This is a genomic window from Glutamicibacter uratoxydans (genome assembly GCF_006539925.1).
Lineage (GTDB): Bacteria > Actinomycetota > Actinomycetes > Actinomycetales > Micrococcaceae > Glutamicibacter > Glutamicibacter uratoxydans.
Genome location: NZ_BJNY01000008.1, coordinates 43,059 through 55,718 on the forward strand (window position 1 = coordinate 43,059; position 12,660 = coordinate 55,718).

General features: G+C 57.8%; 9 protein-coding genes. 2 read left to right on the forward strand and 7 right to left on the reverse strand.

Annotated features, from left to right (window positions below; all coding sequences use genetic code 11):
- Positions 1-2,073: 2,073 nt before the first annotated feature.
- The 5 genes from trxA to AUR04nite_RS07895 form a co-directional block, all read right to left on the reverse strand.
- The gene (gene trxA / locus AUR04nite_RS07875) at positions 2,074-2,397 is read right to left on the reverse strand and encodes a thioredoxin (RefSeq protein ID WP_141363700.1); all 324 of its coding nucleotides are present in this window, start codon (positions 2,395-2,397) and stop codon (positions 2,074-2,076) included.
- 23 nt (positions 2,398-2,420) lie between these two features.
- Positions 2,421-3,389, reverse strand: a complete 969-nt coding sequence (trxB, locus tag AUR04nite_RS07880; RefSeq protein ID WP_141363702.1) for a thioredoxin-disulfide reductase — start codon at positions 3,387-3,389, stop codon at positions 2,421-2,423.
- Positions 3,390-3,489: 100 nt separating this feature from the next.
- Positions 3,490-5,097: a hypothetical protein gene (locus AUR04nite_RS07885; RefSeq protein ID WP_141363704.1), complete on the reverse strand. Its 1,608-nt coding sequence runs from the start codon at positions 5,095-5,097 to the stop codon at positions 3,490-3,492.
- Between the two features lie 129 nt (positions 5,098-5,226).
- On the reverse strand, positions 5,227-7,011 hold the full coding sequence (gene murJ, locus AUR04nite_RS07890; protein ID WP_246055441.1) for a murein biosynthesis integral membrane protein MurJ: 1,785 nt from the start codon (positions 7,009-7,011) through the stop codon (positions 5,227-5,229).
- The gene (locus AUR04nite_RS07895; RefSeq protein WP_141363706.1) at positions 6,995-7,534 is read right to left on the reverse strand and encodes an NUDIX domain-containing protein; all 540 of its coding nucleotides are present in this window, start codon (positions 7,532-7,534) and stop codon (positions 6,995-6,997) included. Before AUR04nite_RS07895 ends, murJ begins: the two co-directional genes overlap by 17 nt.
- Positions 7,535-7,658: 124 nt before the next feature.
- Between AUR04nite_RS07895 and AUR04nite_RS07900 the strand changes: the two genes are divergently transcribed.
- Together AUR04nite_RS07900 and AUR04nite_RS18415 are read left to right on the forward strand one after the other, a co-directional pair.
- Complete coding sequence (locus tag AUR04nite_RS07900) at positions 7,659-9,107, forward strand: CCA tRNA nucleotidyltransferase (protein WP_141363708.1); 1,449 nt, start codon at positions 7,659-7,661, stop codon at positions 9,105-9,107.
- 586 nt (positions 9,108-9,693) lie between these two features.
- A complete protein-coding gene (locus AUR04nite_RS18415) occupies positions 9,694-9,816 on the forward strand; it encodes a hypothetical protein (RefSeq protein WP_281285115.1) in 123 nt (40 codons plus the stop codon).
- 226 nt (positions 9,817-10,042) lie between these two features.
- Here the strand turns inward: AUR04nite_RS18415 and AUR04nite_RS07905 are convergent, their stop codons facing one another.
- Positions 10,043-11,128 (reverse strand): inositol-3-phosphate synthase, encoded by a 1,086-nt coding sequence (locus AUR04nite_RS07905; RefSeq protein ID WP_141363710.1) that lies wholly within the window; start codon positions 11,126-11,128, stop codon positions 10,043-10,045.
- Positions 11,129-11,424: 296 nt separating this feature from the next.
- The gene (locus tag AUR04nite_RS07910) at positions 11,425-12,654 is read right to left on the reverse strand and encodes a DUF6716 putative glycosyltransferase (protein WP_141363712.1); all 1,230 of its coding nucleotides are present in this window, start codon (positions 12,652-12,654) and stop codon (positions 11,425-11,427) included.
- Positions 12,655-12,660: the final 6 nt, after the last annotated feature.

Consider the following 12,660-nt stretch of genomic DNA (forward strand, 5'->3'; position numbering starts at 1 on the left):
AGGCCTTGTGCACACTCTCGATGCGTCCCAGCCCAGACAGTGCCATTCAACCAGGTACAAGGCTGCTTCAGCACTGCTCCCAGCTTTGGCTGAGTCCTGTATCAAAACGATATTGCCGTTAACGAAGAACTGATTCAGATCGCCAACTGGAGGCTTCGAAATGCTCCCGTGGAGTTCCAAGCAGGCCGCGAACGCGGAAATCTGCAGACTATAGCTGCAACGTAAATCCGTGAGCAGAGTGGCGCCTTATTCGGAATCCGTGACTGGTCTCTAAGGCTTGCAATCAACCCCAAGAGCTGAAGATATCAAGCGAGATGAACGGGAAACATGCGAGGCGGATCTAAACCATGGAATGCCAGCCTGCGAACGGCTAGCTAAACCCTTGAGCTGCTATAGGCACTCCATTCGTGAAAGCATTTTGGCCCAACATTGAACCTGACGCAAATTGATCATTCCTATTTGCACTTGAGAGCGCGGCCCTACATAGTTCAAGGTCGCGTCATCTCAATGACAGCTCATCCCTAAATGAGGCACGTTATGGGCGAAGGGCGGTCTATCCGCTAAGTACACCATGCTGAGTACAGGGGTAGCTGGAGATCGATTAGTCGGCAGTTCCTGCGAAGCTATCCCAGCTGTGTGATAGTAGCTGGAGCGAGGGCGCTATGACTTTCTCCATCGTTAGAAACGAACAGTGCCAATGCGTAACTGTGCTCTGAAAGCAACTGACGAGGGCATGGGAAGCTAGCTTCGCACCGCACATCTTACGCGTCCAGCTTCTTCATCACTAAAAGGTTTTCATCCGATGCGAGACGACGCCTGATGGTGCTTGGACTTGAAAGGCCATCAGATGAGCAAGTCTCCGAGTAACGTATGACAAACTGCCCGCAGATACTGCACAGTCTGTCTCAACGGAAAATCCCTACGTAAATCGCAACAATATTCGGACGGAAGTTTGACCCGTCGAGACCCGCAGATCGGACACACCGTTATTCTCGAACAGGTGCACCTTGTATAAAGTCCTCCCACTGTTCAAAGCTTGAACGCTGAAAGGACAGTTATTTCCAATGGTACGAAGCATCAAAGCGAAGCGGATGTTCCAACTTCGCGCCGGAGGCTGATCATCAGCGTCACCGGGTCTGCCCAGTACATCTTGCGCAATAGTGCGGCAGTGGACCGGACAGGTTCTATCATTTCCTTGCACCCCGAGTAGCGGGTCAACGCTTCACGGATTATCTGACGCTCACAGACTGCTTTGCGGCCGGAATACACCGGAGCCGTTAGGTCCGGGTTTTGTTCAGAGCCGACAGTCGACTGCCAAATTCTATTGGTTGCTTTGAACGTGGATAATTACTGGTTCCAAAAAGTGTCGTGTACTCACAGGCAGGCTTAGCTGGAAGACTCCACAGGAAGGCTCAGCATAGGGCTGTTGAATGAAAACGAGCCTGGTTTGCTGGCCACTGGGCCAACTATACGAGAACCAGAAACGGCCGTCGATGACGAGATACCAGCAAGGAAGAAATTGCTTCTCTGCTTTTGAACATGACCGCGAGGCAATGAACTAGAAAGCGCATCCTAAGATAAGCCTCCGACCGATCAATGCACCTGTTGAGTCTATCGAGTGGAAGGCAGACAAGGAGAAGATATCTTTCCCAACTAGCTACCAGGAAGCAACATTCCTAAGCCGACAACGGGACGGCTCTGTAACGAAGCAAAGACCTAGATGGCATCGGAGAGTAGGAGCTCGCGCTTCGCGGACCCGGAAATGGTTCAGACCCTGCATCGATGGGAGACCTAGTTCGTCAATGCCGTGTATCTTTCCATCATTAACGCAGCCGATGGGAAACTGGACGCTAGTCCAGTGCATTTAGGAGGTTTAGACAGGGCAGAAGTTTAGATATCGTAAAAACAAAGTAAAAAGATGGTGTATTGATTAGTTTTTACCTACAGCATCTCAGACGGAGCTACGGGCAAACCTGGGTCCTTGTCAGGGTCGAAACTAGGACGTAAATGCAAAAATGGTGCGACAGGTAATGAACCTGCCGCACCATTTAGGCAATGATGTCAGAGAACGACTTACAGGTACTCTGCAAATTCCTTCTCAATGACAGCCTTTGGCTTAGCCCCGAGGGAAGACGCCACATGCTCGCCGTTCTTGAAGACGAACATTGCTGGAATCGAGGTAATGCCGTACTTCACGGACAGTGCCTGGTTCTCATCGATGTTCAGCTTAACAACGTTGATCTTGTCAGCGTGCTCTTCGGCAATCTGGTCAAGGATTGGGCCGAGCTGGCGGCATGGGCCGCACCATTCAGCCCAGAAATCAACGATGACTGGCTTGTCGGATTCCAGAACCTCAGCCTGGAAGGTTGCTTCAGTTACTGCCTTTGCGTTGCTCATAGGAGACAACCCCTTTCTCAAAATTACTTTGCGGCCTCGGCCGGTGTTTTTACATTAGCTAGGAAGTGCTCGACATCCTGGGCAGCGGCACAACCGGAAGCAGCCGCAGTGATCGCCTGGCGGTAGGTCGAGTCGATTACGTCGCCGGCAGCGAACACTCCAGGCAGCGAAGTCTTGGAAGAACGGCCGTCCACAGCGATGGTGCCCTCTGCGGTGAGCTCGAGCTGGTCCTTGACCAGATCGACTCGTGGATCGTTGCCGATGGCTACAAAGACGCCGGTGACGTCCAAGGTGGTTTCTTCTGCTGAGATGCGGTTCTTGACGACCAGTCCGTTGACCTTCTCGTCGCCGTTGATTCCGACAACCTCGGAATCCCACACGAACTCGATCTTTTCGTGGGCCAGCGCGCGGTCGCCCATGATCTTGGACGCACGCAGCTCGTTGCGGCGGACGATGACGTATACCTTGGAAGCGAACTTGGTCAGGAAGAGTGCTTCTTCCATGGCGGAGTCGCCGCCGCCGATGACGGCGATGGTCTGCTCGCGGAAGAAGAAGCCGTCGCAGGTTGCACACCACGAGACGCCATGGCCGGAGAGGCGCTTCTCATCTTCCAGACCCAGCTCGCGGTACGCGGAGCCGGTGGAAACGATGATCGAACGGGCTCGGAACACCGTGCCGTCGGCCAGGGAAACAGTCTTAATATCTCCGTCGAGGTTCATCTCGGTGACGTCGTCGAAGAGGATCTCGGCGCCGAAGCGCTCGGCCTGCTTCTGCATGTTGTCCATCAGGTCCGGGCCCATGATGCCCTCTGGGAAGCCTGGGAAGTTCTCCACGTCGGTGGTGTTCATCAGTTCGCCACCAGCGGTCACGGAACCGGCGATGACTAGTGGATTCAGGTTGGCGCGCGCGGTGTAGATCGCAGCGGTGTAACCGGCAGGGCCGGAACCGACAACGATTACGTCGCGGATAACGTCATTCTGTACTGAAGTCACGGGGATAGAACCCTTTCGTTCTTATAATGCGAGGTGGATAGCAAGGTCTACCCTCACTATCCACCTCAACGCCTTGCTTTAGTAAAAAATTCCGCGTGTGTTACTTGGCGGAGAATTCGCCGATCTGCAGACCGTACGGACGGGAATCGTTGGACCCCGAGGTGCGGCGCGGCAGTTCGGTGACGTTCAGGAAGACATATTTGCCTTCCATGTAGTCCTTGTCGCCGTCCTTGACGTTGACGGAAACCGAAGGTCCGGAGAAGGAGCCCTTCGCAACGGACTTCGCATCGCCGAGGTCATTGGAATCGCCAATGAGGATCTCATAGGCGCCGCCAATGGCGTTCAGGCCGTCCAAATTGACTTCCTTGATGGCCGCATCATCCTTGAGCTCGAGGATGAAGACCATGTTGGACGCCAGCTTGCCGAAGTTCGGAGTCGTGAACGTGTAGGTGCGGTAGGTGCTTGATGCGTTGCCGTCGATCATCTTCGACAGGGTGTTGTCGGTCTCCGCATTCAGCGCCTGGTTGCCTGGAACGAGGCGTGAAATATCCGAAATTTCCGGTGCTGGCAGCGACGGCTCTGAAGACTTCTCAGGGGTCTTGGAGTTGTCGGCCGGCGAGGATGCGGCAGGTGCAGTCGAATTTGGGCTTGCCGTGTTGTCCTTGGCACCGCCGAGGAAGTTGAAGGCGAAGACCACGCCGATGACCAAAACGATCACCAGAACGGCGCCTACTAGAAGGCGCGTGCCCTTGGAGGTGTTTTCCTCGTCATCGACCGGAGCCGGCTGCGTGGAGGCAGTCTTGGCGGCTGCAGGGAAGGTCGACGGCTTCGCGGCGGCCGCGACGCCAGCACCGGCCGCACCGGCTGCCTTTTTCTTGGCCTGTGGCTTGGCTGGAGCAGGCTGCTGCGCTGCGGGCTTGGACTGCTGCGGCTTAGCCTGCTGCTGGCCCTTGGACTGGGCTGCGGCGGCCAGCGCGGCGGTGGCAGTGATGCTAGGCTCCGCATCATCGTCCAGGCGGGTGACCTTTGGCTTGGATTCAGGCTGTGCAGGGGCCACGGGAGTAGCTGCGGTAGCGGCGACCTGGGCATTGGGGGCAGTCTGTTCGTTGAGGTAGGCGCCGTCGTCGTAGTCGGCCTCTGCATACTGCTCGTCGGCGTCCTCGTAGGCCTCTTCCGCGGGCTGCTGGTTCTTCTTGCCGAAGCGGTTCTTCAGGCCGGCGAAGCCGCCTGCCAGTGCGGAGCCGAGCTTGCCCTGTTCGGCCGGCTCGTCGTCATAGCGCAGGTTCTCGTAGTAGGCGTCGTCGTCCTCGTAGGTCTGCGGGACTGCCTGGCGGGACTCGCCGAAGATCTCGGTGCCCAGGGTGTCGGTGAAGAACGGCTCCACATAGGGGGCGTCGTCGGTCTCGAGGACCAGGTCCAGCATGTCCGAGGAGCGCGCGACATTGGCCACCAGGTAGGTCTGGTTGGAGTCGGTGATGCCCAGGTCGAGCACCTGGACGTTGGCGGTGCGCTCGCCCATGGCGATTTCGCGGGCGCTGGTTGCCAGCTGCGAGGAGTTCGCGACGGATGCCACCATGATGCTGACCGAGCGGTTGAGTACCTGGTCGATGCCGGAGAGGACTAGATCGCCTTCCGCAGAAGACAGGACGGTCTCGGTGACCTGGTAGCGGCCGCTGAGAACTGAGCCGACATCGATTGGCTGCGACACGTGCATCTCCAAATGGTTGGTTGCTGTTCGGTGGCAGTGACAGACCGCCACATGCCATGTTACCTTCCAAAGCTTGCGCTTTGGTGGCTATTTGCGCTGAATCACCATGGTTCTTCGCCGGCCGGCGGGCTAGCGTTTCAGGCCTGGAATGCGGCGCAGGATCGGGCCGAGGAACCCGTCCAGTTCCGGCACCTTGGTCTTGTAGAGCAGGCCGATGAACGCCGCCGCCATCACGCCGCCGACCACGCAGATGGTGATGATCGCGGTGGCCAGCGAATCATAGGCGAAGCCGAAGTTGAAGCCGCCCAGCAGCCACAGCACCAGGCACCCGGCAACGGCCGAGAGGACGGCCATCCAGCCGATGCGCACATAGGTGTCGATGACCCCTGCGATGCCGTAGTCGCCGTAGCGGCGCTTGACCAGGTAGTGGGTGCCGATGGCGGCAAGCACGTTGCTCAGTCCGTAGATGAAGGCGATCGCCGCGGCGATGTGCATCGGGTCCACCACGGCGGCGGCCGTGAACGCCAGGACCAGGCCCAGCGCGGCGGTGGCGGTCTGGATCAGCATCGGGGTGCGGGTGTCCTCCTCGGCGAAGAACACGCGCAGCATGAAGAACTGCAGCGACTTGAACGGCAGGCCCAGCGCGGTGAGCACCAGCAGCTGGCCCAGCGCCCCGGACGCCTGGGCGGCGTACTCCGAATGTCCCGCAAACAGGCGGCCCAGCGGGCCCGCCAGCACGATGAACACCACGGTACAGAAGACGATCGGGATGGCGGTGGAGCGCATGCCCCGGGCCAGCAGCCCGCCCACGTCTTCCCGGCGGTTTTCATGGAAGGCGCGCGTGAAGTCGTTGAAGAGCACCGTGGCCACGGTCAGCGCGAACAGCGAATGCGGCAGCACGGTGATCAGCTGCGAGGTGTTCAGCGCGTATTCGCCGGCTACCGAGGCGGCCTGGTCGGCAGGCAGCGTGGCGCGGGCCGCGGTGGCGGCTGAGACGATCTTGGAGTACAGCAGCGAGGAGAGGTTGCCGATCACCATGGCCGCCAGCGTCCAGGCGGCCAGCTTGCCGACGTGGCGCAGGCCCATGCCGCGCCAGGAGAAGTCGAGCTTCAGCTTCAGCCCGGTCTTCTTCAGCGGCCACAGCAGCACTACCGCCTGCATCACGATGCCGAAGGTGGCGCCGCCGGCCAGCCAGATGGTCTTTGCCGTGCTCCAGGTGTCCATCGGGTCGCCGGTGGAATAGGCGCCGAAGACGGCGATGAAGGAGCCGATGACAATCAGCTGGATGATGTTGTTCGCCGCCGGAGCCCACATGAATGCGGCGAAGCGCCCATTGGCGTTGAGTACCTGGCCCAGCACCGCGTAGACGCCGTAGAAAAAGATCTGCGGCAGCGACCAGTAGGCGAAGGCAGTGCCCAGCGCGATCATCGGCTCGGTCCAGTTGTTGGTCAGCGCGGTGATGATCGGCTTGGCGCACAGGGTCAGCAGCAGCGACAGCGCGCCCATGACGACGATGGTCAGCGTGATCAGCTTCGAGGTGTAGGACGCGCCGCGGTCGGCGGCCTTGGATGCCTTGATCAGCTGCGGGATCAGTACCACGTTGAAGATGCCGCCGGCCAGCAGCATGAAGATGATCGTCGGGATGACGTTCGCCTTCTCGAAGATATCCGCCACCGAGGTCACCGAGCCGATGGCCACTGCCAGCAGGGCGGTGCGCACGAAGCCGAGAACGCGGGATACCAGGGTGCCCGAAGCCATCAGCGCATAGACCTTGGACCTCGAGCCTTCCACGGGTGCGCCGGCAGGGGCTGATTCTTTGAGAGCCGCCTGTTCGGCGACTGGTTCGGGAATCATTTCTAGGGCTCCGGTCACCGGGTGGTCGGAGCCCTGAAAGGGATTAGGAACCTGAGACATACTTCGTTAGAACCTCGCGTGCCAGTTCTGCGATCCGGCGCTCATTGGGGAAGGACAGGCGCTTGCCCAGGGCATCGAGCGGTACCCAGGCAACGTCGACGGCCTCGTGATCGGGATCGTTCTCGATCGTCAGCACGCCGCCAGTGGCTTCCAGTAGGAAATGGTGCACGGTCTTGTGCACCCGGTAATTGGTCACGGTGAACCAGTAGTCGACCGAACCCAACGGGGCGAGAATCTTGCCGGCGATGCCGGTTTCTTCCTCGATTTCGCGGATGGCCGCTTCCTCATTGGTTTCTACGCCCTCTGGATGCCCCTTGGGGAGGCACCATTCAAGACGTCCGCCGCGGTTGTAGCGCGCGATGATTGCCACCGGAAAATCAGGCTTTTCGAAGTCGATGACGATGCCTCCGGAGGAGACTTCCTCGACGGTCGGCAGACTTGTATGACCGCCAGTTGCCTGCGCACGGGCCATTGACGCAGTCAACGGCGTGCGCTTGGGGGCAGACGGGATCGGTCGGTTCATGAAACCACTCTATCGAGAAACTGCCCTGCTTCGCCTTATCGACGTGGGCAAGTAAGTGATCTGACAGGCAAAGAACCCTGTTTTTGAAGCAAACTCACTAGTTTTCTGGCACGCTTAAGTAACTATGCATGCACTTCCCTCAATCGACGCGCTGCGTCAGATCCTGCCTTCGGTCATTTTTGAACTCGCTGACCGTTTCGTTGCGGCAGGTCACGAGCTTTCCCTGGTGGGCGGGCCCGTTCGAGATCTGTACCTCGGCCGTGTGTCGCCGGATTTGGACTTCACCACGAGCGCAAGGCCCGAAGAAACCATCAAGGTGATTACCGGGTGGGCGGAAAGCATCTGGGACGTGGGACGGGACTTTGGAACTATCGCGTTCAGAAAAGGCGATTACACGCTGGAAGTCACGACTTACCGGGCTGATGCCTATGACAAGGACTCTCGGAAGCCCGTCGTAGCATTCGGCGACAATCTGCATGACGACCTCTTCCGCCGCGATTTCACCATGAATGCCATGGCATTGCGCCTACCTCAGCTCGAGCTGGTCGACCCTTTCGACGGCGTCAGCTCCCTGAAGGACAGCCTGATCCGCACGCCAGGCGCCCCGGACGTTTCCTTCTCCGATGACCCGCTGCGCATGATGCGCGCCGCCCGCTTTGCCTCCCAGCTGAAAATCGAGGTCAGCTCCGAGGTCCGGCAGGCGATGAGCGAAATGACCGATCGGATCGAGATCATCTCCGCTGAGCGTGTCCGCGACGAGTTGGTGAAGCTGATCAACGGCGCGGACCCGCGTGCCGGCATCGACCTGCTGGTGGCTACCGGCCTTGCCGACAAGGTGCTCCCGGAAGTATCCGCGCTGCGCCTGGAAATCGACGAGCACCACCGCCATAAGGATGTCTACCAGCACTCGTTGACCGTGCTCGAGCAGGCCATGGCGTTGGAGACCGACGCCGAAGGCCCGGTTCCAGGACCAGATTTCATCTTGCGATTTGCGGCGCTGATGCATGACATCGGAAAGCCCGCCACCAGGAAGTTCGAGCCAAGCGGCGCAGTATCGTTCCGCCACCACGACATGGTCGGTTCCAAGCTGGTTAAGGCCCGCATGCGCGCGCTGCGCTTCGACAAGGACACCACCAAGGCTGTGGCCCGGCTGGTTGAACTGCATATGCGGTTCTATGGCTACGGGGATGCCGGATGGACCGATTCGGCAGTGCGACGCTACGTCACCGATGCCGGAGACCTCTTGCAGCGGCTGCACCGGCTCACGCGATCGGACGTGACAACCCGCAACCGCAAAAAGGCAGATAGGTTGTCGTTCGCCTACGACGACCTCGAGGCGCGCATTGAAGAAATCAGCGCCCAGGAAGAACTGGACGCGGTGCGCCCGGACCTGAACGGCGAACAGATCATGCAGATTCTTGGCATCAAACCTGGACCGGTTGTCGGCAGGGCCTATAAGTTCATGCTCAACCTGCGCCTGGATGAGGGAGTCCTCGGCGAAGAGGTAGCTGTCGAACGCCTTCGTTCCTGGTGGGCTGAGCAACCGGAATCTGAGGACTCAGCGGCCGAATAGGGCTTTTTGACCTGAGTCGCAGCCACGGGCCCGATTTTCTGCGGAAAATCGGGCCTTTGCTGTTGACGGTGAAAATTTTCTTAAACAATTTGTGCAAATAGCTGGCATGCGGACAAGAGTCCATGTATGCTAATAACTGTGATTGGGAAGTCTCAATGAGACTTGCGAATCGAAAAGTTATTCAAATGGAGTCTCGTGGGAACACGATCGACTCGGATCAGATTTAGGAGGTGGGAAAACGATGTTTATGAATCGAACTTATTGGACCGATCGCGCTGTGCGATCCGGCAATGACTTTATTGCGCTCGGCGGCAATCATTTCGTCTCCCCATCCTCCGGAACCGTGGATTCCTAAACTTTTTGTAGGTTATTCCCAATAAAGTTCCTGAGGGTGCAAGTCAGTATTCGACTCCATCCTAGGAACTTTTTTCATGTCTGCTCCACTTTTCATCACGACTGCTCAACGGGCTGTACGGACCTCGGAACTAATCTTCGCTGGACCAGAGAGCCTCAAAGCACGCGCAATCTCTACAACGCGCCAAGATCTTCCCGTAGCTCAACTGCTGACTGAAGGGAGGGAAAACAAATGACCAAACGTCAGGACAAGCGCAAAAGCCAGTACATGGACAGCGCTGAGTTCAGCCGCAACCTGCGCCAGCGTGAACTGAAGAACCACGTTCCGCCAGAAATGTACTTCCGCATTCGATAAGGTGCGATAACGCCATTACCGTTATCCATCCGACCGAACCAAGGAGTACCGATGAACTCGCCAATTAATACTCAGAGGCCCGCCGGCCTACAAGCCGGCGGGCTTTCCGCATCCAGGAACAAACTCCCCGAGAACTCAAAATCGAAACAAGATTTTGAGTTCGGCAATTTGATGCAAAACAGCCGGTGTAGAGGATCTCTACACCGGCTGATCTGTTGTTCAGGCCTTAGCGCTCAACGTCGCCGCGGATGAAGGCTTCAACCTTCTCGCGGGCGGTCTCATCGTCGTACTGCTCTGGTGGCGACTTCATGAAGTAGCTCGAGGCCGACAGGATCGGGCCGCCGATGCCGCGGTCCAGCGCGATCTTGGCTGCACGCACAGCGTCAATGATGACACCTGCCGAGTTTGGCGAATCCCAAACCTCCAGCTTGTACTCCAGATTGACCGGGGCGTCACCGAAATTGCGGCCCTCGAGGCGTACGAAGGCCCACTTGCGGTCATCGAGCCATGACACGTAGTCCGATGGGCCGATGTGGACGTCATTCTCGGTCAGGTCGGCAGAGGTGTTCGAAGTGACAGCCTGAGTCTTGGAGATTTTCTTGGATTCCAGGCGCTCGCGCTCGAGCATGTTCATGAAGTCCATGTTGCCGCCGACGTTCAGCTGGTAGGTGCGGTCCAGAACCACACCGCGGTCTTCAAACAGCTTTGCCATGACGCGGTGGGTGATGGTGGCGCCAATCTGGCTCTTGATGTCGTCGCCAACGATTGGTACACCGGCATCGGTGAACTTCTGGGCCCACTCCGGGGTGCCGGCAATGAACACGGGCAGAGCGTTGACAAAAGCTACGCCGGCATCGATTGCACACTGTGCATAGAACTTGGCTGCCTGCTCTGAACCAACCGGCAGGTAGCAAACCATAACGTCGACCTTGTTGTCCTTCAGAGCCTGGACAACATCGACTGGCTCGGCTGCAGACTCTTCAATGGTCTGGCGGTAGTACTTGCCCAAGCCGTCGAGGGTGTGGCCGCGCTGGACCGTCACACCGGTAGTTGGAACATCGGTGATCTTAATGGTGTTGTTCTCGCTGGCGAGAATTGCATCAGATAGATCCAAACCCACCTTCTTCGAATCAACGTCGAAGGCTGCTACGAACTGCACATCGTTGACGTGGTAGTCGCCGAACTTTACGTGCATCAGGCCTGGAATGGTGGACCCTGCATCGGCATTTCGGTAGTACTCGACACCTTGGATAAGTGAAGTGGCGCAGTTGCCCACGCCAACGATGGCAACGCGAATCGGGTTCGCCGACACATGAACTCCTTATTGAAATGTATAAATCCGCGGGCAGCGTTGATGTCACTTAATGACACACAGATTCGCCCTACTATCGATCTTAAGTCCTCAAGGGGAGAAAAAATTCCCATAAGTGCTGGTTGTCACCGATATAGCTGGAATAAATATAAGGGAGAATCAATAACCAGCACTATGAGGGGTTTTGGTACTGACCAAAAATCTTGCGTTTTTGTACAACACTAAAATTAGATTTAGTCATGTCGGTAAATGTTAACTCGGGTCTAAATGCGCTTCATGAGCAAAGCTTATTTTACTCATGACCACGAGTTGGCGTTGCGTCCACGACTTTTCTGAAAAGTTCGACGCATCTTTTGCAGGACCTTAACGATCGGCGTCGGGAGAGCCGTGCGAAGCTTCTGGCGCATCGGCTGGTTCTTGATGAAGTCGAGGACATCTTGGTCTGTTTGAAGCCTACCTTCCCGCGCCTGAGATGCCATGCTTGCCAGGGCGTCGGTGAAGCTGTTGTCCATGCGGTGAAAGTAGTTCTCCCGCAGCCAAGCCTTGGACGGGGCGCCGAATTGCAGTGCGGACAAACTGGAAAGCTCTCCGAGCATGCCGGAGGACTGGAAAACGGTATTAATCATTTCAGGGCTGACGCCAAAATCCGTAAGGATCATCGTCGGCAGGCCGCGGTCAATAGATTCCAAAGCGGCAGTCGAAGAAACTGTCACCAGCGCGCTGCCTTCGCTCAAGACATCGGACATGCTTCCGGTTTCGAAGCGAAGGTGCGACTGGGGCCCCAGCTTGCCGTCCTGCATGAGTTTTTCGGCAAGCTCGTCATAGGGGAACTGTTCAAGATGGGTTTGCGGTTCCCCGGCGCGGGCGCGCAGCTTCACAACAACTTCGACACCTGGGTTCAGCCGCGCAGTCTGTTCCAGCGTCAACAGGATTTCCTCGCGCTCGCGGCGCAGAAAAGGAACTTTCGCCTGGGGCGCGAAGACCACGCGCTTAATAGTTTCGCTTTGCTGCGGGGGAAAGCCGCCTGAATTCAGGAATGGAAGCTTGCTGACCATGATGGTTGGCTGGTGGCCCGGACGTTCTTCGGTCATGAACGAGAAGTCTCTTGCTTCTGCGTGGGAATGGCAGATAAACGCATCGCCTGCCCGGCGGTAGTTCCACCCCTTGGCGGTGGCAGGGAAGGCGACGCCCGGAAGCGCGGAGATCAAGGCAGTGCGCCGCGCCGCGGCCGGTTCTGACCGCAGAATCCGCGAGTAGGCTTCCGCGACGACCGGACCGGTGGCGGCTGCAAAGACGATGTCTTCCTGCACGGTGCTGTTCAGCTGATGCAGCGTAATGAACTGCAGCTGCTGCGGATCGAGGCTTGTGCCGTCAAAGGCGGCGGCGATCTGTTCTTCGGTCGGCATGACCGGCGTGCGCACCAATGCAATGCGGCGCTGCCACGAAGAACCTAGGCGGTCGAGAAAAGTGGTGGCCAGCTTCAGATATGAATCCGAGTCGGCAATGGCGAGGATGGAAGGTTTCACGAAAGG